Below are 20786 nucleotides of genomic sequence, written 5' to 3'. Positions count from 1 at the left end.
CCATCCACGCCAAGCCTAGCGCGGACGCACGACGACGAGCAGATCACCGGCCTCCACCTGCTGGGTCTTCGGGATCGCGACGCGCTCGACGACGCCCGCGACGGGCGAGGTGATGGCGGCCTCCATCTTCATCGCCTCGATCGATGCGACGCTCTGTCCGGCCGCGATCTCGGTGCCCGCCTCGACCTGCAGCGTGACCACGCCCGAGAACGGGGCCGCGATCTGGCCGGGCTGCGAGGCATCCGCCTTCTCGGCCGCCCGCGTGTCGACCGTGATGCTGCGGTCGCGCACGAAGACCGGGCGGAGCTGCCCGTTGAGGATCGTCATGACGGTGCGCATGCCCTTGTCGTCGGCCTCGCCGATCGCCTCGAGCCCAGCGTAGAGCTTGACGCCCTTCGCGATCTCGACGACGTGCTCGGCGCCGGGGCGCAGACCGTAGAGGTAGTCGGCGGTGTCGACGACCGAGAGGTCGCCGAAGAGCTCGCGGATCTGCTCGAACTGGCGGGTCGGCGCCGGGAAGAGGAGCGCGTTGAGGGTCGCACGGCGGGTCGCGCTGTCGGCCTCGAGCGCAGCGCGCTGCTCGGGCGTGAGCTCGGTCACGCCGATGCGCACGTCCTTGCCGGCGAGCACCTTCGTGCGGAAGGGCTCGGGCCAGCCGCCCGGCAGGTCGCCGAGCTCGCCGGCCATGAAGCCGATCACCGAGTCGGGGACGTCGTACTTCTCGGGGTTCGCCGCGAAGTCGGCCGGGTCGGCCTTGACGGCCGCGAGGTGCAGAGCCAGGTCACCGACGACCTTCGACGACGGCGTGACCTTCGGCACGCGGCCGAGGATCGAGTCGGCGGCGGCGTACATGTCCTCGATGAGCTCGAAGTCGTCGGCGAGGCCGAGCGCGATGGCCTGCTGGCGCAGGTTCGAGAGCTGACCGCCGGGGATCTCGTGGTGGTAGACGCGACCGGTGGGGCCGGGCAGGCCCGACTCGAACGGCTTGTAGAGGCGGCGCACCGCCTCCCAGTAGGGCTCGAGGTCGCTCACCGCGTCGAGCGAGATGCCCGTGTCGCGCTCGGTGTGCGCGAGCGCGGCCACGAGCGAGGACGCCGAGGGCTGGCTCGTCGTGCCGGCCATCGGGGCGCTCGCCACGTCGACGGCGTCGACACCGGCGTTGCTCGCGGCGAGGAGCGTCGCGAGCTGGCCGCCCGCGGTGTCGTGGGTGTGCAGGTGCACCGGCACGTCGAAGCGCTCGCGGAGGGCGCTCACGAGCTTCGCCGCCGCCGCGGGACGGAGCAGGCCCGCCATGTCCTTGATGGCGAGCACGTGCGCGCCGGCGTCGACGATCTGGTCGGCGAGCCGCAGGTAGTAGTCGAGCGTGTAGAGGTCTTCGGCCGGGTCGAGCAGGTCGCCGGTGTAGCAGAGGGCGACCTCGGCGATGCTGTGCCCGGTCGCGAGGACCGAGTCGATCGCCGGACGCATCTGCGAAACGTCGTTCAGCGCGTCGAAGATGCGGAAGATGTCGACGCCCGTCGCCGCCGCCTCACGCACGAACGCGTCGGTGACCTCGGTCGGGTACGGCGTGTAGCCGACCGTGTTGCGCCCGCGGAGCAGCATCTGGATGTTCACGTTCGGCAGCGCCTCGCGGAGGGCCGCCAGGCGGTCCCACGGGTCTTCGCCGAGGAAGCGCAGCGCGACGTCGTAGGTGGCGCCGCCCCACGCCTCGACCGAGAGCAGCTCGGGCGTCAGGCGGGCGACGTACGGTGCGACGGCGACCAGGTCCTTGGTGCGAACGCGGGTCGCGAGCAGCGACTGGTGGGCGTCGCGGAACGTCGTCTCCGTGACCGCGAGCGGCGTCTGGGCGCGGAGCGCCGCGGCGAAGCCGACCGGGCCGAGCTCGAGCAGGCGCTGGCGCGAGCCGTCGGGAGCGGGCGTCGTGAGGTCGAGCGGGGGCAGCTTCTCGACCGGGCTGACGCTGATCGGGGCGGGGCCGTTCGGCTGGTTCACGGTGACGTCGGCGAGCCAGTTGAGGATCTTCGTGCCGCGGTCCTTCGAGACGCGGCCTCGGAGGAGCTGCGGACGCTCGTCGATGAACGAGGTGCTGAGGTCGCCGGCGACGAACGCCGGGTCTTCGAGCACGGCCTGCAGGAAGGGGATGTTCGTCGAGACGCCGCGGATGCGGAACTCGGCGAGGGCGCGCTTGGCCCGCGCGACGGCGGCGACGTGGTCGCGGCCCCGGCAGGTGAGCTTCGCGAGCATCGAGTCGAAATGCGGGCTGATCTGGGCGCCCGGGTTGATCGTTCCGCCGTCGAGTCGGATGCCGGCGCCGCCGGGCGAACGGTAGGTCGTGATCTTGCCCGTGTCGGGTCGGAATCCGGCGGTCGGGTCCTCCGTCGTGATGCGGCACTGGAGCGCCGCGCCGCGCAGGCGGATCTGGTCCTGTTCGAGACCGAGCTCGGCGAGCGAGGCCCCGGCGGCGATGCGCATCTGGGCGACGACGAGGTCGACGTCCGTCACCTCCTCGGTGACGGTGTGCTCAACCTGGATGCGGGGGTTCATCTCGATGAAGACGTGCTGGCCGGCCCGCTCGCCCGCGGTGTCGAGGAGGAACTCGACCGTTCCCGCGTTGACGTAGCCGATCGAACGCGCGAACGCGATGGCGTCACGGTAGAGCGACTGGCGGACCTCGTCGGAGAGGTTCGGCGCCGGGGCGATCTCGATGACCTTCTGGTGGCGCCGCTGCACCGAGCAGTCGCGCTCGAAGAGGTGCACGGTCTCGCCGTTCGAGTCGGCCAGCACCTGCACCTCGATGTGACGGGGGCGGAGCACGGCCTGCTCGAGGAACATGGTCGGGTCGCCGAAGGCGCTGTCGGCCTCGCGCATCGCCTCTTCGAGGGCGGCGCGCAGCTCGGGCTTGGCATCGACGCGGCGCATGCCTCGCCCGCCGCCGCCCGCGACGGCCTTGGCGAAGATCGGGAACCCGACCTCGTCGGCCTGCGCGAGGAGCGCCTCGATGTCGCGTGAGGGCGGGGTCGACTTCAGCACGGGGACGCCCGCGGCGATCGCGTGCTCCTTCGCGGTCACCTTGTTGCCGGCCATCTCGAGCACGTGCTTCGGCGGGCCGATGAAGGCGATGCCGGCCTCGGCCGCCGCCTGGGCGAGCTCGGGGTTCTCGGAGAGGAACCCGTATCCGGGGTAGATCGCGTCGGCGCCCGACTCCTTCGCCACGCGGATGATCTCCGACACGTCGAGGTAGGCGCGCACGGGGTGGCCCGGCTCGCCGATCTGGTACGCCTCATCGGCCTTCAGGCGGTGCAGGGAGTTGCGGTCCTCGAACGGGTAGACCGCGACCGTCTTCGCACCGAGCTCGACTGCGGCACGGAACGCACGGATGGCGATCTCACCGCGATTGGCAACCAGGATCTTCGTGAACATGCAAGCCTTTCCGAACGGAATCCGCACAGCGAACGTTTAGGTATCGCCCGAGTAGTAAAGGTAACGTATCGGTCGTGCACGTTCTCTCCGTCAGCTCCCTGAAAGGCGGCGTCGGCAAGACCACCGTCACGCTCGGACTCGCGTCGGCGGCCTTCGCCCGCGGCGTCCGGACTCTCGTCGTCGACCTCGATCCGCAATCCGATGTCTCGACCGGCATGGACATCCAGATGGCCGGTCACCTGAACGTCGCCGACGTCCTGGCCTCGCCGAAGGAGAAGATCGTCCGTTCGGCGATCGCCCCCAGCGGGTGGTCGCGGCAGAACCCGCAGTCGACGATCGACGTCATGATCGGCAGCCCGTCCGCCATCAACTTCGACGGGCCGCACCCGTCGATCCGTGACATCTGGAAGCTCGAGGAGGCGCTCGCCAACGTCGAGGCCGACTACGAGCTCGTGCTCATCGACTGCGCACCCTCGCTCAACGCGCTCACCCGCACCGCCTGGGCGGCGAGCGACCGCGTGGCCGTCGTCACCGAGCCCGGCCTGTTCTCGGTCGCCGCAGCCGATCGCGCCCTCCGCGCCATCGAGGAGATCCGACGCGGGCTCTCCCCCAGACTCCAGCCGCTCGGCATCATCGTGAACCGCGCGCGCGTGCAGTCGCTCGAGCACCAGTTCCGCATCAAGGAGCTCCGTGACATGTTCGGCCCGCTGGTGCTGTCGCCCCAGCTGCCCGAGCGCACCTCGCTGCAGCAGGCGCAGGGCGCCGCGAAGCCGCTTCACATGTGGCCCGGCGAGAGCGCCGAGGAGATGTCGGCGAACTTCGACCAGCTGCTCGACCGGGTGCTCCGCACCGCACGCATCGGCGACTACGCCGGGCTGCCCGCCGAGATCGAGTCGCACGCGATCTGACGCGTGCGCGGCCGCGCCCGAGACTGCGGAATCCGCCGTCGAATGTGACGCCGTGTGACGAAGGAGCCGGGCCGAGCCCGGTTCAGGAGATCTTGCGCGACTTCGCGCCGCGACGTGCGGCCAGCTCGTCCATCGGGTCGGCCGGCTGCGTGTCGAGTTCGACGAGCGTCGACTCGACCTCGCGGAGCACCTTGCCCACGGCGATGCCGAACACACCCTGGCCGCGGTTCACGAGGTCGATGACCTCGTCGTCCGACGTGCAGAGGTAGACGCTCGCACCGTCGCTCATCAACGTGGTCTGCGCCAGGTCTTCGACGCCGGCCTCGCGGAGCTGGGTCACGGCGGTGCGGATCTGCTGCAGCGAGATGCCGGTGTCGAGCAGTCGCTTGACGAGCTTCAGCACCAGGATGTCGCGGAAGCCGTAGAGCCGCTGCGAACCCGACCCGGCGGCGCCGCGAACGGTCGGTTCGACGAGTTGGGTGCGAGCCCAGTAGTCGAGCTGGCGGTAGCTGATGCCGGCCGCGCGGGCGGCGACCGCACCGCGGTAACCGGTGCCGTCGTCGTGCTCGGGCATCCCGTCGGTGAACAGCAGGCCGAGGTCGTAACGCGAGCGCACGGTCTCACTCATCGAATCGCCCCTCTTCTGCTCCGTCACCCCGACGACGCGAGTTCCACGCTACCGAGGCCGAGGGCGTCCGCCAAACATATCGGGCCGATCGGCACGGCGTGTCGCGCGATCAGCGAGCGAGTCCGTCGAGCGTCGCGCGCACGACGCTCGAGTGCACCGCCGCGAGGTGGCCGGCGAGTTCGCGCCCGCGTTCGGCCGCCCGGGCCTTGTCGGCGGCATCGGCACGCCGCGACGGCGCGATCGCGCGCTCGACGAGCGCCGCCTCGCGTTCGGCCGCCGCACGGAGTCCGCGCAGATGCCGCGGCTCGATGCCCACCCCTCGCAGGGCGACGAGCGAACGCAGCACGCCGAGCGCCTCATCGCCGTAGTGGTCGGCCGCCGGCAGCAACGACGCCGAGACGGCGTCGTCGAGCAGGCCCGCGGTCGCCCCCGCCTCGGCGATGAGCTCGCTGCGGCCGTAGCGCTTGGCGGCACCGAGGAAGGCGCTCGCCCTCGTCGCGCCGGGCAGCGCCGGCGTCTCGCCGGCGTCGATCGCCTCGAGGTGGGAACGGATCACCTTGAGCGGCAGGTAGTGGTCGCGCTGCATCGAGAGCACGACCGTGATGCGCTCGACGTCGGCGGTCGAGAACTTGCGGTACCCGGCTGCAGTCCGCGCCGGTGCGACGAGCCGCTGCTCCTCGAGGAACCGCAGCTTCGACGGCGTCAGCTCGGGGAACTCGGGCTGAAGCCTGGCGAGGACCTGGCCGATGCCGAGAAGTGGTGCCTGGCCGCTCGCGCGCGACGACGCAGCGGTGCTCGCCACTAGTCGCTCGCCACCGGAGCCAGGTCGCGTCGGGAGGCGTAGAACGTGAGTCGGAACTTGCCGATCTGCACCTCGGCGCCGTCGGACAGGAGCGCTGTCTCGATGCGGACCCCGTCGAAGTAGGTGCCGTTCAGCGAGCTCAGGTCTTTCACCTCGAATGCGGTGCGGTGACGGACGAACTCGGCGTGCTTGCGCGACACGGTGACGTCGTCGAGGAAGATCTCGGCGTCGGGGTGACGCCCGACCACCGTGACGTCGGTGTCGAGGAGGAAGCGGGCGCCGGTGTTCGGGCCGCGGCGAACGATCAGCAGCGCGGACCCGGAGGGCAGCGCGGCGATCGCCTCGTGCTCCTCGGCCGTGATGTCGGCGTCGATCGCGCCGAGCTGCGCAGCCGCCTCGCGGCTGAACCCGATGGTCGCGTCGCCGACGCCGTCGACGACGGGTTGCGACGACGTGTGCGCCTGCTCGGGCACCTCGTTCGCCCCGTCGGCCTGAGTGTTGTCGGAATCAACCACGGCTAACCTCCCTCTTCAAGCGTATCGGATCGAGCGTCGCCTGCCACCCGCGGCATACGAATCACCCGCGCGGTCTCGATCGCGTAGATGACCCCCGCCCACCAGTAGAGGAACGCGCCCCACAGGGTGATGGCCCAGCCGACGGGTTCGCTCACCGGGGCGACCGCGGGGAACGCGAGTCCCAGCATGATCACGGGCAGCCCGAAGAAGAGCGCGAAGGTCGCGACCTTGCCGAGCTGGTGCACCGGGAGCGGGCCGAATCCGTGGTTCGCGAGCACGATGCCGAGGGCGAGGAGGTACACGTCGCGGGCGACGATGACGACGACGATCCACCACGGCACCAGCTCCTGCGCGGCGAGCCCGACGAGCGCGGCGAAGATGTACAGCCGGTCGGCCGCGGGGTCGAGGAGCTGCCCGAGACGGGTGATCTGGTCGAGCCGCCGCGCGAGATAGCCGTCGAGGAGGTCGGTGAGGCTCGCGACGACGAGCACCACGAGTGCGAGCACGTAGTCGCCGGCGACGATGAGGACGAGGAAGACCGGCACCAGCGCCAGCCTGAGCATGCTGAGGATGTTCGGGATCGTCCAGATCTCCGAACCGCCGCCCCCAGCGCGCTCCCCAGCCACGCTGTCGATCCTATCCGTCGGCGGGGATGCCTCGCGGTCGCAGTCGCTCGGCCAGTCGGGGCCAGGACTCGGAGAATCTCGGGTGCAGCGGCATCCGGCCGACCTCGTCGACGGGCACCCAGCGCAGCTCGATGCTCTCGGGGTCGCTCACCACCGGCTCGAACCGGACGAGCGCGTCGGCGACGACCGTGGTGTACGACCAGTAGCCGAGGTCGAGCACGCTCGTGAAGCGCACCGCGAGCGACTCGGGCGGGACACCCGCCTCCTCCTGGGCTTCGCGCACGGCGGCATCGACCGCGGACTCCCCTTGGTGCCGGGCTCCGCCCGGCAGGCCCCAGGTGCCGCCGAAATGGCTCCACACGGCGCGATGCTGCAGCAGGACCTCGGCACCTGGACTGAGCGCGAGCAGCCCGGCCGCGCCGAATCGACCCCAGTACCGCTCCCCGCCGGGGCCCTCGACCCAGGCATCACCGTTCGCTCCGACCATGAGACCAGCATGACGCACCCGCGCCCGGGTGTCGCCACGGCCGTAGGCTTGGCGCATGGAGGAACAGGCCCCGGTGCGCGTCGACGCCTGGCTGTGGGCGGTTCGACGCTTCAAGACGCGGTCGGCCGCGACGGCGGCATGCCGGGCCGGGCATGTTCGGGTCAACGGCGAGCGGGTGAAGGCGGCACAGCCGGTGCGGCCCGGCGACGAGGTCCGCGTCCGGGTCGCGGGTTTCGACCAGCAGCTCGTCGTGCGGCGCACGATCGCCAAGCGGGTCTCGGCGACGCTGGCCGCCGAGGCCGCCGAGGACCGAACGCCCGCCCCGCCCCCGCGCGAGGAGGTCGCGGCGGTCGTCGTGCGCGACCGCGGCGCGGGCCGCCCGACCAAGCGAGAGCGGCGCGACATCGAGCGCCTCCGCGGACGATGACTCCCCCGCCGCGTGTCGCGGCGGGTCGCCGCGGCCGTCGGCGCCTGCGCCGGGCGTAGCCTGAGGTCGTGCCGCAGGAACTCAGCCATGAACCCGACGCCCGACGATACGTGCTCCGCATCGACGGCACGATCGCGAGCGTGCTCGACTACCGGGTGCTCGGCGATGCGGTCGCCTTCACCCGCACGTTCACGAACCCCAGCTACCGCGGCAGCGGACTGGCCGCAGAGGTCGTGCGGTTCGCGGTCGACGACGTCGAGGCGAACTCCGACCGGCACATCGTGCCGAGCTGCTGGTACGTGGGCGAGTGGTTCGACCGGCATCCAGAACGACGGGCCCTGCTCGACCCGCGGCTCGACTGACGCTCATCGGCGATCGCGGGCCGCTCGGCGAAGCCCGGAGGACGGCGCGAGCCCGACGCGAGGTGCGTCGGGCTCGCGGACGAGGTCGGCTCAGGCGCTCAGTACCAGTTGACCGACTGGGAGTGTCCCCACGCGCTGCACGGGCTGCCGTAGCCGCGCGCGATGTAGTCGAGGCCCCAGGCGACCTGGGTGGCGGCGTTGGTCTGCCAGTCCGCGCCGGCGCTGGCCATCTTGCTGCCGGGGAGCGACTGCGGGATGCCCGTCGCACCGCTCGAGGCGTTGTAGGCGGTGTACGACCAGCCCGACTCCTTCTGCCAGAGCTGCACGAGGCACTGGAACTCGCCCTCGCCCCAGCCGTAACTCGACGAAGCCATCTCGCGTGCGATCGCCTGGGCGCCCTCGGGCGTGTTGGCACGAGCGCGCGCCTCGGCGGCCTCCTGCGCTTTCACGGCCTGGACCCGGTCGTACTCGGCTGCGGCGGCGGTGGCCTTGGCGGCTTCCGAACGGGTCTGCTTGGCGAGGTCGACGATCTCGTCGACCTCGAGCACCTCGTAGTCGCCGAGCGAAGCCACCGAGGCGGCGAGCCCGGCGGTGTCGGTCTTGCCGTCGACCGCGGCGAGCGTCGCATTGGCCGCGGAGATCGTGTCCTCCGCGTCGGCGCGGGTGCGCGCCTCGGCGATCGCGCTGTACGCGCCGAGCTGCTCGGAGTGGACGCCGCTGCCCTGGGTGAGGGCGGTGGTCGCATCGATGCTCGCCTGCGTGGCGACAGCCGACTGGACGGTGAATCCGGTGCCGATCAGCAGCGCGATGCCGGCGACGGCGCCGCCGGCGAGCAGTCGGCGACGTGAGACGCGGCGGCGACGGTTCGCTCGGCGGGCGTGCTCGGGGAGTTCGGCGGCGGTGTTCTCGGGCGTGGGGGAAGTCTGGTTTCGCATAAGTTCTGGAGGCTGCTCGGCATCTGGCTTTCGTTCAGGGGACGGCCCCGAGCACAGGCACAAGTCAGACACTCTGCCTGTCGAATCTGAACAGATCCTCATTTCCACCTGTGCGCTTCATGGGTGGACCTCGGCGAGCGCGGGCCCTCGCACGCGATACTGGGTGGATGCCAGAGGCAGTCCCCGCCCGTTTCCCGTCGCCCGATCCGGGTGAGCGCTGCCCGTGCCTCAGCGGCCTGACGTTCGGCGAATGCTGCCGGCGCCACCTCACCGGGGCGTCGCCCGCACCCACCGCGGTGCAGCTGATGCGCTCCCGCTACACCGCGTTCGCGACCGGCGACGCGGACTATCTCCTGGCCACGTGGCATCCGTCGACGCGGCCGACCGAGCTCGAGCTCGACCCCTCGATCCGGTGGTACCGGCTCGACGTCCTCCGCAGCGAGCGCGGGGGGCCGCTCGACCGCGACGGAGTCGTCGAGTTCGCCGCGTTCTACCGCCACGAGGGCGAGCGAGGCGAGCAGCACGAGGTGAGCCGCTTCGAGCGCACCGACGGAGGCTGGCGGTACGTCGACGCCGTGGCGTGAACCCGCTCCTCCGCTCCCGGCGAACGTCGTCGGGAATCAAAGGGAATGCAGAGTTTCACCGCCTACGGTGAGACACGTGACTCCGCTCGACGGCACTCGTCCCACGAGGCATCCCGACTCCCCCTCCATGCTGACCGCCCGCGCGCAGCGAACGCTCGAGACGATCGACGGCCAGACGCTCGACGAGATGCGGGCGCTGCGCGACGAGACGGAGCGCTTCATGCTGCGCTACAAGTTCGGCATGGACGAGGTGATCACGAAGCTCTCCATCCTCCGGGAGGAGTTCAGCCAGACGCACGACTACAACCCCATCGAGCACATCTCGAGCCGGCTGAAGAGCCTCGACAGCGTGATCGAGAAGATGTCGCGCAAGGGCGTCGAGCCGAGCTTCGACTCGATCCGCGACACGGTGACCGACATCGCGGGCGTGCGGGTCACGTGCAGCTTCGTCTCGGACGCGTACCGCATCTTCGAGCTGCTGACCGCCCAGCGCGACATCCGCGTGCTCAAGGTCAAGGACTACATCAAGGATCCGAAGCCGAACGGCTACCAGAGCCTGCACGTCATCGTCGAGGTGCCCGTGTTCCTCTCGACGGGGCCGCACCCGGTCGCCGTCGAGGTGCAGATCCGCACGATCGCCATGGACTTCTGGGCGAGCCTCGAGCACAAGATCTACTACAAGTACGACCGCCGTGTGCCGCAGGAGCTCCTGGACGGCCTCACGGACGCCGCGCACACCGCCGCGGAGCTCGACGTGCGCATGGAGCGCCTGCACCGCGAGGTGCACGGGGCGCCTCGTCCGGCGCGCGTCCTGCGCGACATCGAAGTCTGATCGGTCGCGGCGCGGCTCCTCGGCTGCCGGTCCGGGCGTCGGCGTGCGCCCCCGTACTGCGGGTCAGCTCTCGAGCGTCGCCCGCAGCTCGTCGCTGACGAGCAGCGATCGGTCTCCCGGTACCCGGGAGACCCATCCGCCGTCGAGCAGTACCTCGAGCACGTGCGCCCCGAGCGAGCCGGCGAGGTGGGGTCGCCGCTCGGTCCAGTCGAGGCATCCCCGCACGGCCGGGCGGCGACCCGCGGCGGGCGCTTCGTCGAGGCGCAGCCGTCGGGCGAGCGGTCCGTCGGTCGCGAGGACCGCGCCGGGCGCACCGGCCTCGAGCGGCGCGATCGCCCGCTCCGCGACGAGTCGGTCGGCGAGGCCGAGCGCGAGCCGACCGGCCAGGTGGTCGTAGCACGACCGGGCCTCGGCGAGCCGCCGGGCGGTGGCGGACTGCGCGTAGGAGGTCACCGGCCGACGCGGCCCGAGCCGCTGGAGCGCCTCGACCGCGTCGGCGACCTCGGACCCCGCGAGCTCGAAGTAGCGGTGGCGGCCGAGCGAGCGGGCCCGCAGGAGCCCGCCGTCGACGAGCCGGGCCAGGTGCGCGCTCGCGGTCGCCGCCGACACCCGCGCGATCTTCGCGAGCTCGCCCGCCGGCAGTGCGCGGCCGTCGAGCAGGGCGACGAGCATCGCCGCGCGCGCCGGTTCGCCCATCAACCGGGCCGGGATCGAGAGATCGGCGTCACCGTCCATGCCTTCACGATACGACGACGACACTTCGACGCCCGACGAACGATCGGCGCCGTAGCGTCGGAGCATGTCCGTCATCCACGATCGTGCCGACGTCGCGCGAATCCTCCACGACCCCGCCTGGCTCGTCCCGGAGGCCGAGCCCGGCGCGAACGCCTTCGAGCGGCTGCGGAGCGGGGCATCCCGGTTCGTCAACGGGCCCGTGCACGACGAGCGCCGCACCTCGATCGAATCACGCCTCGCGGAGCTCGATCCCGCGCGACTCGCCCGCGACGCGGGAGCGCGGGCGCGGGCGGCCCGTGCCGACGGTCGCGACGCCTCCGAGATCGCGCGCCGCATCCCCGTGCTCACGCTCGCCGCCGCGCTGGGCGTCGCCGACGGCGCCGCCGCCCCCGAGGATGCCGCGACCGTGGCGGTGCCCTACGCGGTCGGCGTCGTCGACGACGCGGACGCCGCCGTCGTGAACGCGGCGGCGGAGCGGCTGCTCTGCGCGGTTCCGGCGGGACGCCGTGCGGCGCTCGACGCGCAGCTGCTCGTGCAGGCCCACGCTGCGACCGGCGGGCTCATCGCCGCGGTGCTGCACCGGGCCGCCGAGTCGCCGGAGGCGACGACCGGGCAGCTCATCGACGACGTCCTCCGCCACGCGCCGCCCGTCGTCGCCACCCGCCGCGTCGCACCGACGAACGGAGGCGAGACGCCCGGCGATGACGGCGCGGCTCCCCTCGTCGAGCTCCGACTCGACGGCCCCGATCGCGACGCGACCGAGGGGTCGCCGGCCCGCGTGCTCGCCTTCGGTGCCGGCCCGCGCCGCTGCCCGGCGTCGCCGCACGCTGTCGCGATCGCCGCCGCGGTCGTCGACGCGCTCCGGGAGCCGGCGTGCTGAGCCCGGCCGGGTTCGCGGCGCTGCACCGCGCGGGCGATCCGCTGCTGCTGCCGAACGCCTGGGATCTCGCCTCCGCACGATGGCTCGTCGAGCAGGGGGCCGCGGTCGTCGGGACGACGAGCCTCGGCGTCGCCGTCGCGGCCGGCGAGGAGGACGGAGCCGGCGCGACGCTCGTCCCGACGATCGAGCTCGCCCGTCGCCTCACCGCGGTGGGGATCACCGTGACCGTCGACCTGGAGTCGGGGTTCTCTGACGATCCCGTCGCGGTCGCCGAACTCGTCGCCGAGCTCGCCGGCCTCGGCGTGGTCGGGGTGAACCTCGAGGACTCGACCGCCGACGGCCGGTTCGTCGCTCCCGCGGTCTTCGCCGCGAAGGTCGCCGCCGTCGCCGCTGCCGCGCCCGGGGTGTACCTCAATGCGCGCACCGACGGATTCTGGGTCGACGCCCCCGCCGATGCGGGCGCCGTCGCGGAACGGGCGACGGCGAGCCTCGAGCGGGCACGACGCTACCTCGATGCCGGCGCCTCGGGGATCTTCGTGCCGGGCGCCCTCGACGACCGCACCGTCGCCGAACTCGCGGAGGGCGTCGCCGCTCCCCTGAACGTGCTCGCGCAGCCCGGCCGCAGCGTCCGTGCGCTCGGCGAGCTCGGGGTCGCCCGGGTGAGCACGGGGTCCCTGCTGTTCCGGGCGGCGCTCGCCGCGCTCGGATCCGTGCTGGAAGAGGTCCGCCGAGGCATCCCGCCGGGGTCGACGGCGCTCACGATCCCCGGCTACGCGGCGGTGGCGGAGCTCGGCGGCGGCACCGGCGCCCCGTCAGTCGGCTGAGTCGCCGTCGGGCTTCTTCGCCCGGCTCGGCTGCACCCGCATCGGCTCCCCCGGCATCTTCGGGAAGTCGGGCGGGAACGGCAGCTCGCCGAGCCCGTCGTCGAGGTCGCGCCGCCACCACTCGAGCAGGGTGTCGATGCGCCCCGGCTTGTCGTGCATGCCCGCCCACGGGTCGCCCTGCTCGGCGAGGCGGGCCGGCACGGTGCGGACGGTGTGCACGGTGGGATCGGTGCGCTCGAGCTCGCTCCACTCGAGCGGGCAGGAGACGGTCGCCGCGGGCGTCGGTCGCGGGCTGTAGGCCCCCGCCATCGTGCGGTCGCGGTTCGCCTGGTTGTAGTCGATGAAGATGCGGTCGCCCCGCTCCTCCTTCCACCAGTTCGTCGTCACCTCGTCGGGCAGGCGGCGCTCGAGCTCGCGGCCGAGGGCGATCACCGCGTGACGCACGTCGAGGAACTCGTGCTCGGGCTCGATGGGCGCGAAGACGTGGATGCCGCGACTCCCCGAGCTCTTGACGTACCCCGTGAGCCCGACCTCCTCGAGGAGCTCTCGGAGGGCGAGCGCGACCGGCACGGCCTCCGTGAAGCCGGTGCCGGGCTGCGGGTCGAGGTCGATGCGGAGCTCGTCGGGGAGGTCCGAGCGGTCGGCGCGCGACGCCCAGGGGTGGAAGACGATCGTGTTCATCTGCGCCGCCCAGACCGCGGCGGCGGGCTCATCGAGCACGAGCTGCGGATGCCGGCGCCCGCTCGGGTAGGTGACCGTGACGGATCGCACCCACTCGGGTGCGCCCTTCGGCGGGTTCTTGGAGAAGAACTGCTCGCCGTCGATGCCTCCGGGGAAGCGCTGGAGCGAGACCGGCCGGTCGCCGTTCGCCTCGACGAAGGCGTCGCCCACGGCGACGAGGTACTCGGCGAGTTCGCGTTTCGTGACGCCGGCCTCGGGCCAGATCACGCGCGTCGGACTCGACAGGCGCACCGTGCGGTCGCCGTGCGGTCCTGGGACAGTGAGCTCGATCGCGTCGCCGGCCATGGCTGCGACGCTACTCCGTCGCGGCGGGGAGCGCAGCAGGCGCGCGCAGCGCTCAGGCGGGCACGCGCTGGTACCTGACGGCGGCTCTGGCCCGCGCCTTCGCCGCCTCGACCTCACGATCCTTCGGCGGCGCTTGTGTGACGAGGTCGTCGAGCAGGTGTCTCGTGATGTGGGCGATCTCGACGACGGCCCGGTCGAACGCCTCCGCGTTGGCCTTGGAGGGCTTCGTCGAACCGCTCACCTTGCGGACGAACTGCAGCGCGGCGGCGTGCACCTCGTCGTCGGTCGCGGCCGGCTCGAAATTGTGAAGGGTGTGGATGTTCCTGCACATGGCTCGAGCCTACGCCCTGCTCTCGAGGCTCGCTCAGCTTCGGGACTCGGGGGCCGGGGCTTCGAGACTCGGCGACCGGGGCCCCGAGGGTCGCTCAGCTTCGGGGATCGGCGAGCGGCTGCAGTCGGAACAGGCGCACCACCCGGCCCGACTCGCGCTCGTAGCCTCGGTAGCCCGGCCACTGCGCCTCGATGCGCGCCCAGGCGGTGTCGCGCTCGTCGTCGCCGATGAGGCTCGCCCGGACCCGCATCCGGCGACCGCGCACCGTGATCGCGGCGTCGGGGTCCGCGAGCAGGTTGTACGTCCAGGCGGGATGGCGGTCGCGGGCGAAGCTCGTGCCGGCGACGATGGCCCTCCCGACGCCGTCGGGGGTGTACATGAGCGCCGTCTCGCGCGGCTCGCCCGATCGCGCGCCCGTGGTGTGCAGGACGAGCGACGGCACGAGCAGGGCGCTCAACTGCACCCTGCCGCCGCTCAGTGCCGCGACGACGCGCTCGATCGGCGGCAGCAGCCACGGGGCCGCCCAGCGGAAGGCACGGGTGCGGGTGATCGGCGAGACCACGGAGCGGACGATCTGGAGCACGGACGGCATGCGCCCCATTCTGCAGGGGCGCCGACTCGGACGTCGAGATCGAACCGCGTCGCCGAACGCCGCGACTCAGGACTCGCCCGCGCGCGCGGTGACGACGCGGTGGTCGGCGACGATGTAGGCCCCCGCGATCAGGATGACCTGACTCGAGAGGTTGAGCCAGATGAGGAGGGCGATGAGCGTGGCGAAGGAGGCGAGCAGCGGGTTGGCCATCGCTCCCCCGACGAACAGGCCCGAGAGCACTTGGAGGCCGGTGAGGCCGAGCCCGCCGACGAGCGCGCCCCGCCAGAGCGAGCGGGCGCGCACGCGGATCCCGGACAGCAGCCGGAACATCGCCGCGATCGCGCAGGAGTCGATGGCGAACGCCAGCATCACCGACACGGTGCGCGTGAGCGCATCGAACCAGGGCGATCTCGTCGAGACCCCCAGCCAGTCGAACATCGTGCCGAGGGCCGCGGTGCTGGCCACCATGATGATCGCCGAGACGGCGAACGCGGCGCCGAAGGCGATCGCGAACACGAAGTCGCGGAACATCAGCCAGCCGAAGAACCTCGGATCGTCGGGCTGCTCGGCGAGCTCGCGGAACGCGACCCGGAGCGACCCGATCGCGCCGATCGCCGCGCCGACGAGGCCGCCGAGCGCGAGGACGCTTGCGACGCTCAACGTCACGGGCTGTACGAGCTGGTCGGGGGTGATCAGGCCGTCTTCGCCCACGAGCCCGGGGATCACCGCGTCGAGGGCCTCGACGAGCGCCTCGATGGCCTCGGGCCGACCGGCGAGCCAGACCCCCGCGACGGCGAATCCGAGGAAGACGCCCGCGAACACGGAGAACAACGCACGGTAGGTCACGCTGTCGGCGAGCATCGGGCCGTGGAGGCTGAAGTACCGGACGATCGCCTGCACCGGCGTGAGCCGGAGTGCCCATTGCCAGACGCGTTCGCCCCGGCGGACCACCGCCTGCCAGAATGAACCGGACTCTCGCGCCATCACTATGTCAGGCTAGCGAGTGCTGCGGAACAGCGGCCACCCCGCCGTTGTTGCAGATGATGGCCGCGGACGCGGCCGGAGAGACCAGGAGAGACCATGAGCGAACGTACCGAGACCGCCATCCTCGCCGGCGGGTGCTTCTGGGGTGTGGAGGATCTGATCCGCAAGCGCCCCGGAGTGCTCGACACCCGCGTGGGCTACACCGGCGGCGACGTGCCGAACGCGACCTACCGCAATCACGGCACGCACGCCGAGGCGATCGAGATCGTGTTCGACCCCGAGACGGTGAGCTACCGCGAGCTGCTCGAGTTCTTCTTCCAGATCCACGATCCGTCGACGAAGAACCGCCAGGGCAACGACATCGGCACGAGCTACCGTTCGGCGATCTTCCCGACGAACGAGGAGCAGGACCGCGTCGCGCGCGACACGATCGCCGACGTCGACGCCTCCGGGCTCTGGCCGGGGCCGGCGACCACCGAGGTGTCGCCCGCCGGGCCGTTCTGGGAGGCCGAGCCCGAGCATCAGGACTACCTCGAGCGCTACCCGAACGGGTACACGTGCCACTTCGTGCGCCCCGGCTGGAAGCTTCCGAAGCGCGACGCGGAGACCGTGGCGTAGTCCCACCGATACGCCGAAGGGCCGCGGCAGACGTGAGTCTGCCGCGGCCCTTTCGTGCGTCAGCGGGTCTCCGCGATGCGGGTCAGTACCAGCCGTTCGCCTCCGAGTGGTCCCACGCGCCGCACGGGCTGCCGTAGCGGTCGGAGATGTAGCCGAGGCCCCAGGCGATCTGCGTGGCGGCGTTCGTCGCCCAGTCGGCACCGGCCGAGCCCATCTTCGAGCCGGGCAGTGCCTGCGGGATGCCGTAGGCGCCGCTCGAGGGGTTCTCGGCGTAGACGTTCCAGCCGGACTCACGGTCCCAGAGGGACACGAGGCATCCGAACTGGTCGTCGCCCCAGCCGCGGGCCGCGAGCATGTCGCGGGCGATCGCCTGCGCGCCGCTCGGGTTGGCGGGGCCGCTCGGACGCGACCCGCCGCCCGACGACTCCGACTCCTCGGCGGCCGCTTCGGCTGCGGCGGCCTCGGCGGCGGCACGGGCGGCGGCCTCGGCGGCGGCCTTCTTCTCGGCCTCGACGCGGTCGGCGGTGGCGATGGCCTTCTTCACCGTGGTGGTGTGCGCGACGGTCGTCTCGGCGAGTTCGAAGACCCGCTCCGGCGCGAGCAGGCGGTAGTCGGCGAGCGCGGCGACCGACGAGGCCAGCGCGGTGGCGTCGGCCTTGCCCTTGGCGGCGGAGAGGGTGTCCTGGGCGCCGCTCAAGGTGTCTTCGGCGGTCTTGACCGCGCGCGCCTCGAGGATGTTGGCGTGGGAGCCGAGCTGCTCGACGCGCAGGTCGGTGGCGGCGCTGAGCTCGGCCGTCGCGGCGATGCTGTCGTTCTGCGCGGCCACGGCCGACTGCACGGCGAAGCCCGAGCCGACCAGGGCGCCGACGGCGACGACGGCCCCGGCGGCGATGATCGGGCCCCGGCGCCAGCGGCGGCGCACTCGGCGCTCACGGCGGCTCATGCCGGATTCGGGGGTGGGGAGGTCGGGGGTGTTCGAAGAAGAAGACTGGTTCTGCATGACTTTCACATGGGCGGCCTGCCTGCGCGGACACGGGCTGGCCTTCGGTCGACGTTCCTCGGACGCGGGGGCGCCCGGGCGAAGTGGCCAGTCTGCCGAGAGGTTCTGGACGGAACCTCACTTCTTCCTGTGAAAGTCATCCGAACGACGTGCCGCATCTGGACGATCGGGCACCCGATGTGAGCCCTTCCGCCGACGCTCCTCGACCGACGAATCCGGGCGAGAATTGTGCAGAGTGCTGCATTCGTCGCGCGATTGATGCAATCTGCACATTGGCGCGGCCGAGGCCCCTGACTACCGTGAGCGGAAACCCTCCCCCACGCAGAAGGACCCTCATGGCTCGCATGGCTCACGCAGACGACTTCGCTCTCTCCCGTGTCACCCCATCGGCGCAGAAACCCTGGTTCGGCATCGCAGTGCAGCGATTCGGGCAGGTCTCCGCACTCTCCCAGTTCCTCCTCGGCGCGACGCTCGGCTACAGCATGACGTTCGGGGAGGCGGCACTGGCGCTCCTCCTCGGCTCGATCATCCTCGAGGTGATCATGTGCATCGTCGGCATCATCGGACAGAAGGAGGGCCTCAACACCGCACTCCTCGCCCGGTGGACCGGCTTCGGCGAGATCGGCGCCTCGCTCGTCGGCCTCGCGATCGGCATCAGCCTCATCGGCTGGTTCGGCATCCAGAGCGCAATCTCGGCGGAGTCGCTCGACGTCCTGATGCCGGGCGTGATGCCCACGTGGGCGTGGAGCCTCATCTTCGGCCTCGCCGTGACCGCGATCGTGGCCTTCGGGTTCAAGGGCATGCAGTGGCTCGCGAACATCACGGTGCCGCTCTTCCTCATCCTCGTCGGCTGGTCGGTGATCAGCGAGCTCGCGAACCACGACCTCGTCGAGCTCCTCACGGGACCCGCCCCCGGACCGACCATGACCGTCTGGCAGGGCACCGGCATCGTCGCCGGCGGCCTCATCGTCGGCGCGATCATCACGGCCGACATGACGCGCTTCAACCGCTCGAAGGCGGACGTCATCAAGCAGACCGTGGTCGGTGTCTCCCTCGGCGAGTTCGTCATCGGCCTCGCCGGCGTCCTGCTGGCCCACGCCGCGGCATCCGGCAACATCGTCGCGATCGTGACCTCCTCGATCGGCTTCGTCGGGCTCATCATCGTCATCACCGGCACCCTGAAGATCAACGACTGGAACCTCTACTCGTCGACCCTCGGCCTCGTGAACTTCATCTCCACGGCGTTCAACAAGAACCTGCACCGCGTCACCACCACGATCGTGCTCGGCGTCGTCGGCTCCGTGCTCGCGGCCGTCGGCATCCTCGGCCAGTTCACCGAGTTCCTCATCATCCTGGGCGTCGCGTTCCCGCCGATCGCGGGCATCATGGTCGCCGAGTACTTCGTGGTCAAGCGCTGGCGCGGCGAGCTCGACGAGACGCGCGAGTCGGGTCGCCTGCCCTCGACGGCACCGCGCATCGTCCCCGCGACGATCGTGATCTGGCTCGTCTCCGCCCTCGTCGGCTACTTCGTCACCTGGGGCATCCCGCCGGTGCTCTCGCTCATCGTGTCGATGGTGCTCTACATCATCGCCGGCCGGCTCGGCTGGGTGAAGGGCATCGGCACCGCCCGCACCCAGCAGGACGAGGCTCCCGTCGAGCAGCTCACCGTCTGACGACCTCCTTCTCCTCCGCATCGCACGCACCACCCAGAAAGCGAGAACCATGCATATCGGCATCGACGTCGGCGGCACCAACACCGACGCAGTGCTCATGGACGGCACGCGAGTACTCGCGGGCGTCAAGCACTCCACCACCCCCGACGTCACGAGCGGGATCGTCCAGGCGATCGAGGACCTGCGATCGGGCCACGACTTCGCCGGCGCCGACATCGACGCCGTGATGATCGGCACGACCCACTTCATCAACGCGCTCGTCCAGGCCAAGCGGCTCGCGCCGACCGCCGCGCTGCGGCTGGGCCTCCCAGCCACGAAGGCGCTGCCGCCCCTCGTCGACTGGCCCGAACCGCTCACCGAGGCGATCAGCGCCAAGAGCTACCTCGCGCACGGCGGCTACGAGTTCGACGGACGCCCGATCTCCCCGCTCGACCCCGAGGAGCTCCGCGGGCATGCCGCGGACATGAAGGCGAACGGCATCCGCTCGGTCGCGATCTCCTCCGTGTTCAGCCCGGTCAACCACGACCTGGAGGTCGAGGCGGGGCGCATCCTCGCCGAGGAGCTCGGTCCTGACGTGGCGATCTCGCTGTCGCACGAGATCGGCCGCATCGGCCTGCTCGAGCGCGAGAACGCCACCATCATCAACGCGGCGCTCCGCGAGCTCGCCTCGGAGATCGTGGACGGCCTCACCGCCGCCGTGCGCAAGCAGGGCATCGAGGCGCCGATCTTCCTCAGCCAGAACGACGGCACCCTGATGGACGAGGACTACGTGCGCCTCTACCCCGTCGCCACCTTCGCCTCGGGGCCGACGAACTCGATGCGCGGTGCCGCGGTCACCAGCGGCCTCGCGACCTGCGCGGTCGTCGATGTCGGCGGCACCACCGCCGACATCGGCCTGCTGATCAACGGCTTCCCCCGCGAGACGGCGAACGAGGTGAAGGTCGCGGGAATCCGCACGAACTTCCGCATGCCCGACGTGCTCTCGCTCGGCATCGGCGGCGGCAGCATCGTCGACGTCGAGACCGGAGAGGTCGGCCCCGAGTCGGTGGGCTACCGACTCACGAGCGAGGCGCTCGTGTTCGGCGGCTCGACGCTCACGGCGACCGACATCGCGGTCGCCGCAGGCCGGGCCGAGGTCGGCGATCCGGCGAAGGTCGCCCATCTCGACCCGGCGCTCATCGAGCGAGTGCTCGCGCGCATCGCCGAGCGGGTCGCCGAGGCGGTCGATCGGATGCGCACCTCCCCCGAGCCGATCGCGGTCGCCGCCGTCGGCGGCGGCTCGATCCTGCTGCCCGACGAGCTCATGCTCTTCGGCACCGTCCACCGGCCCGAGAACTACGCCGTCGCGAACGCGATCGGCGCCTCGATCGCCCAGGTCGGCGGCGAGATCGACAAGGTCTACGCGATCGAGCCCGGTCGCCGCGAGCAGGCCATCGCCGAGGTGCGCGCCGAGGCGATCGACAAGGCGGTCGCCGCCGGCGCCGCCCCGCGCACGGTCTCGATCGTCGACTTCGACGAGGTGCCGATCCCGTACCTCCCCGGCAACGCCACGCGCATCCGCGTCAAGGCGGTCGGCGACCTCGACATGGGGGCGTGA

The 20786-nt window shown here is 71.5% G+C and carries 23 protein-coding genes; 10 read left to right on the top strand and 13 right to left on the bottom strand.

The genetic code is table 11. From position 1 onward, the window contains the following. Nucleotides 1-15 precede the first annotated feature (15 nt). Nucleotides 16-3420, bottom strand: a complete 3405-nt coding sequence (locus ACFVTR_RS09285) for a pyruvate carboxylase (RefSeq protein ID WP_387036719.1) — start codon at nucleotides 3418-3420, stop codon at nucleotides 16-18. Nucleotides 3421-3494: 74 nt separating this feature from the next. On the opposite strand from ACFVTR_RS09285, the gene ACFVTR_RS09280 reads away from it, so the two are divergent. Continuing rightward, the gene (locus tag ACFVTR_RS09280; RefSeq protein WP_157424317.1) at nucleotides 3495-4328 is read left to right on the top strand and encodes a ParA family protein; all 834 of its coding nucleotides are present in this window, start codon (nucleotides 3495-3497) and stop codon (nucleotides 4326-4328) included. Nucleotides 4329-4410: 82 nt separating this feature from the next. Here the strand turns inward: ACFVTR_RS09280 and ACFVTR_RS09275 are convergent, their stop codons facing one another. The 5 genes from ACFVTR_RS09275 to ACFVTR_RS09255 all read right to left on the bottom strand — a co-directional run bounded on the left by ACFVTR_RS09275 (nucleotide 4411) and on the right by ACFVTR_RS09255 (nucleotide 7386). Then, entirely contained in the window at nucleotides 4411-4956 is a 546-nt protein-coding gene (locus ACFVTR_RS09275) for a MerR family transcriptional regulator (protein WP_157424316.1), read from the bottom strand. Between the two features lie 109 nt (nucleotides 4957-5065). Beyond that, nucleotides 5066-5758 carry a MerR family transcriptional regulator gene (locus ACFVTR_RS09270; protein WP_376944775.1) on the bottom strand — a complete coding sequence of 231 codons (693 nt, stop codon included), beginning with the start codon at nucleotides 5756-5758 and terminating at the stop codon, nucleotides 5066-5068. After that, on the bottom strand, nucleotides 5758-6273 hold the full coding sequence (locus tag ACFVTR_RS09265) for an FHA domain-containing protein (protein WP_387036716.1): 516 nt from the start codon (nucleotides 6271-6273) through the stop codon (nucleotides 5758-5760). Before ACFVTR_RS09265 ends, ACFVTR_RS09270 begins: the two co-directional genes overlap by 1 nt. Nucleotides 6274-6275: 2 nt before the next feature. Next, the gene (locus ACFVTR_RS09260) at nucleotides 6276-6899 is read right to left on the bottom strand and encodes a CDP-alcohol phosphatidyltransferase family protein (protein ID WP_376944771.1); all 624 of its coding nucleotides are present in this window, start codon (nucleotides 6897-6899) and stop codon (nucleotides 6276-6278) included. Nucleotides 6900-6909: 10 nt separating this feature from the next. Further along, nucleotides 6910-7386 carry an NUDIX domain-containing protein gene (locus ACFVTR_RS09255; protein ID WP_387036714.1) on the bottom strand — a complete coding sequence of 159 codons (477 nt, stop codon included), beginning with the start codon at nucleotides 7384-7386 and terminating at the stop codon, nucleotides 6910-6912. A 55-nt stretch (nucleotides 7387-7441) separates the two neighbouring features. Here ACFVTR_RS09255 and ACFVTR_RS09250 point away from each other — a divergent pair, with 55 nt between their 5' ends. Together ACFVTR_RS09250 and ACFVTR_RS09245 are read left to right on the top strand one after the other, a co-directional pair. Beyond that, nucleotides 7442-7813, top strand: coding sequence for an RNA-binding S4 domain-containing protein (locus tag ACFVTR_RS09250; protein ID WP_376944769.1), 372 nt, complete (start codon nucleotides 7442-7444; stop codon nucleotides 7811-7813). 68 nt (nucleotides 7814-7881) lie between these two features. Further along, nucleotides 7882-8175 (top strand): GNAT family N-acetyltransferase, encoded by a 294-nt coding sequence (locus ACFVTR_RS09245; protein ID WP_387036713.1) that lies wholly within the window; start codon nucleotides 7882-7884, stop codon nucleotides 8173-8175. A 98-nt stretch (nucleotides 8176-8273) separates the two neighbouring features. Here ACFVTR_RS09245 and ACFVTR_RS09240 read toward each other — a convergent pair whose 3' ends face one another. Then, the gene (locus ACFVTR_RS09240; RefSeq protein WP_387036711.1) at nucleotides 8274-9110 is read right to left on the bottom strand and encodes a hypothetical protein; all 837 of its coding nucleotides are present in this window, start codon (nucleotides 9108-9110) and stop codon (nucleotides 8274-8276) included. A gap of 167 nt (nucleotides 9111-9277) precedes the next feature. Between ACFVTR_RS09240 and ACFVTR_RS09235 the strand changes: the two genes are divergently transcribed. Further along, on the top strand, nucleotides 9278-9694 hold the full coding sequence (locus tag ACFVTR_RS09235) for a YchJ family protein (RefSeq protein WP_387036710.1): 417 nt from the start codon (nucleotides 9278-9280) through the stop codon (nucleotides 9692-9694). 187 nt (nucleotides 9695-9881) lie between these two features. Beyond that, nucleotides 9882-10526 (top strand): GTP pyrophosphokinase family protein, encoded by a 645-nt coding sequence (locus tag ACFVTR_RS09230; RefSeq protein WP_387037733.1) that lies wholly within the window; start codon nucleotides 9882-9884, stop codon nucleotides 10524-10526. A 63-nt stretch (nucleotides 10527-10589) separates the two neighbouring features. Here ACFVTR_RS09230 and ACFVTR_RS09225 read toward each other — a convergent pair whose 3' ends face one another. Beyond that, a complete protein-coding gene (locus ACFVTR_RS09225; RefSeq protein ID WP_387036708.1) occupies nucleotides 10590-11261 on the bottom strand; it encodes an ArsR/SmtB family transcription factor in 672 nt (223 codons plus the stop codon). A gap of 64 nt (nucleotides 11262-11325) precedes the next feature. Here ACFVTR_RS09225 and ACFVTR_RS09220 point away from each other — a divergent pair, with 64 nt between their 5' ends. Continuing rightward, the gene (locus tag ACFVTR_RS09220; protein ID WP_387036706.1) at nucleotides 11326-12141 is read left to right on the top strand and encodes a hypothetical protein; all 816 of its coding nucleotides are present in this window, start codon (nucleotides 11326-11328) and stop codon (nucleotides 12139-12141) included. Continuing rightward, nucleotides 12135-12965: an isocitrate lyase/phosphoenolpyruvate mutase family protein gene (locus tag ACFVTR_RS09215; protein ID WP_387036704.1), complete on the top strand. Its 831-nt coding sequence runs from the start codon at nucleotides 12135-12137 to the stop codon at nucleotides 12963-12965. Before ACFVTR_RS09220 ends, ACFVTR_RS09215 begins: the two co-directional genes overlap by 7 nt. On the opposite strand, the gene ligD is transcribed toward ACFVTR_RS09215, so the two are convergent. The 4 genes from ligD to ACFVTR_RS09195 all read right to left on the bottom strand — a co-directional run bounded on the left by ligD (nucleotide 12954) and on the right by ACFVTR_RS09195 (nucleotide 15898). Next, nucleotides 12954-13991, bottom strand: coding sequence for a non-homologous end-joining DNA ligase (gene ligD / locus ACFVTR_RS09210; protein ID WP_387036703.1), 1038 nt, complete (start codon nucleotides 13989-13991; stop codon nucleotides 12954-12956). The two genes, ACFVTR_RS09215 and ligD, sit on opposite strands and share 12 nt — an antisense overlap. Before the next feature lie 52 nt (nucleotides 13992-14043). Continuing rightward, nucleotides 14044-14322, bottom strand: a complete 279-nt coding sequence (locus ACFVTR_RS09205; RefSeq protein ID WP_387036701.1) for a DUF2277 domain-containing protein — start codon at nucleotides 14320-14322, stop codon at nucleotides 14044-14046. Between the two features lie 94 nt (nucleotides 14323-14416). After that, a complete protein-coding gene (locus ACFVTR_RS09200; protein WP_387036698.1) occupies nucleotides 14417-14914 on the bottom strand; it encodes a nitroreductase family deazaflavin-dependent oxidoreductase in 498 nt (165 codons plus the stop codon). 66 nt (nucleotides 14915-14980) lie between these two features. Further along, on the bottom strand, nucleotides 14981-15898 hold the full coding sequence (locus ACFVTR_RS09195; RefSeq protein ID WP_387036696.1) for a YihY/virulence factor BrkB family protein: 918 nt from the start codon (nucleotides 15896-15898) through the stop codon (nucleotides 14981-14983). Nucleotides 15899-15994: 96 nt separating this feature from the next. Between ACFVTR_RS09195 and msrA the strand changes: the two genes are divergently transcribed. After that, complete coding sequence (msrA, locus tag ACFVTR_RS09190; RefSeq protein WP_387036694.1) at nucleotides 15995-16516, top strand: peptide-methionine (S)-S-oxide reductase MsrA; 522 nt, start codon at nucleotides 15995-15997, stop codon at nucleotides 16514-16516. Between the two features lie 82 nt (nucleotides 16517-16598). Here the strand turns inward: msrA and ACFVTR_RS09185 are convergent, their stop codons facing one another. Beyond that, a complete protein-coding gene (locus tag ACFVTR_RS09185; protein WP_387036692.1) occupies nucleotides 16599-17459 on the bottom strand; it encodes a hypothetical protein in 861 nt (286 codons plus the stop codon). A gap of 392 nt (nucleotides 17460-17851) precedes the next feature. Between ACFVTR_RS09185 and ACFVTR_RS09180 the strand changes: the two genes are divergently transcribed. Both ACFVTR_RS09180 and ACFVTR_RS09175 read left to right on the top strand, forming a co-directional pair. Continuing rightward, a complete protein-coding gene (locus ACFVTR_RS09180; protein ID WP_387036690.1) occupies nucleotides 17852-19189 on the top strand; it encodes a purine-cytosine permease family protein in 1338 nt (445 codons plus the stop codon). Between the two features lie 49 nt (nucleotides 19190-19238). Beyond that, on the top strand, nucleotides 19239-20786 hold the full coding sequence (locus ACFVTR_RS09175) for a hydantoinase/oxoprolinase N-terminal domain-containing protein (protein WP_387036688.1): 1548 nt from the start codon (nucleotides 19239-19241) through the stop codon (nucleotides 20784-20786).

Origin of the sequence: Agromyces sp. NPDC058126, assembly GCF_042884595.1 — a bacterium.
Taxonomy (GTDB): domain Bacteria; phylum Actinomycetota; class Actinomycetes; order Actinomycetales; family Microbacteriaceae; genus Agromyces.
This window is presented reverse-complemented; position numbering and strand designations above follow the sequence as displayed.

Bases quoted from the DNA above. Each gene is read 5' to 3' on its own strand.
- ACFVTR_RS09285 (WP_387036719.1), bottom strand. From the start codon at position 3,420: ATGTTCACGAAGATCCTGGTTGCCAATCGCGGTGAGATCGCCATCCGT.
- ACFVTR_RS09275 (WP_157424316.1), bottom strand. From the start codon at position 4,956: ATGAGTGAGACCGTGCGCTCGCGTTACGACCTCGGCCTGCTGTTCACC.
- ACFVTR_RS09255 (WP_387036714.1), bottom strand. From the start codon at position 7,386: ATGGTCGGAGCGAACGGTGATGCCTGGGTCGAGGGCCCCGGCGGGGAG.
- ACFVTR_RS09250 (WP_376944769.1), top strand. From the start codon at position 7,442: ATGGAGGAACAGGCCCCGGTGCGCGTCGACGCCTGGCTGTGGGCGGTT.
- ACFVTR_RS09240 (WP_387036711.1), bottom strand. From the start codon at position 9,110: ATGCGAAACCAGACTTCCCCCACGCCCGAGAACACCGCCGCCGAACTC.
- ACFVTR_RS09235 (WP_387036710.1), top strand. From the start codon at position 9,278: ATGCCAGAGGCAGTCCCCGCCCGTTTCCCGTCGCCCGATCCGGGTGAG.
- ACFVTR_RS09230 (WP_387037733.1), top strand. From the start codon at position 9,882: ATGCGGGCGCTGCGCGACGAGACGGAGCGCTTCATGCTGCGCTACAAG.
- ACFVTR_RS09225 (WP_387036708.1), bottom strand. From the start codon at position 11,261: ATGGACGGTGACGCCGATCTCTCGATCCCGGCCCGGTTGATGGGCGAA.
- ACFVTR_RS09220 (WP_387036706.1), top strand. From the start codon at position 11,326: ATGTCCGTCATCCACGATCGTGCCGACGTCGCGCGAATCCTCCACGAC.
- ligD (WP_387036703.1), bottom strand. From the start codon at position 13,991: ATGGCCGGCGACGCGATCGAGCTCACTGTCCCAGGACCGCACGGCGAC.
- ACFVTR_RS09205 (WP_387036701.1), bottom strand. From the start codon at position 14,322: ATGTGCAGGAACATCCACACCCTTCACAATTTCGAGCCGGCCGCGACC.
- ACFVTR_RS09200 (WP_387036698.1), bottom strand. From the start codon at position 14,914: ATGCCGTCCGTGCTCCAGATCGTCCGCTCCGTGGTCTCGCCGATCACC.
- ACFVTR_RS09195 (WP_387036696.1), bottom strand. From the start codon at position 15,898: ATGGCGCGAGAGTCCGGTTCATTCTGGCAGGCGGTGGTCCGCCGGGGC.
- msrA (WP_387036694.1), top strand. From the start codon at position 15,995: ATGAGCGAACGTACCGAGACCGCCATCCTCGCCGGCGGGTGCTTCTGG.
- ACFVTR_RS09185 (WP_387036692.1), bottom strand. From the start codon at position 17,459: ATGAGCCGCCGTGAGCGCCGAGTGCGCCGCCGCTGGCGCCGGGGCCCG.
- ACFVTR_RS09180 (WP_387036690.1), top strand. From the start codon at position 17,852: ATGGCTCGCATGGCTCACGCAGACGACTTCGCTCTCTCCCGTGTCACC.
- ACFVTR_RS09175 (WP_387036688.1), top strand. From the start codon at position 19,239: ATGCATATCGGCATCGACGTCGGCGGCACCAACACCGACGCAGTGCTC.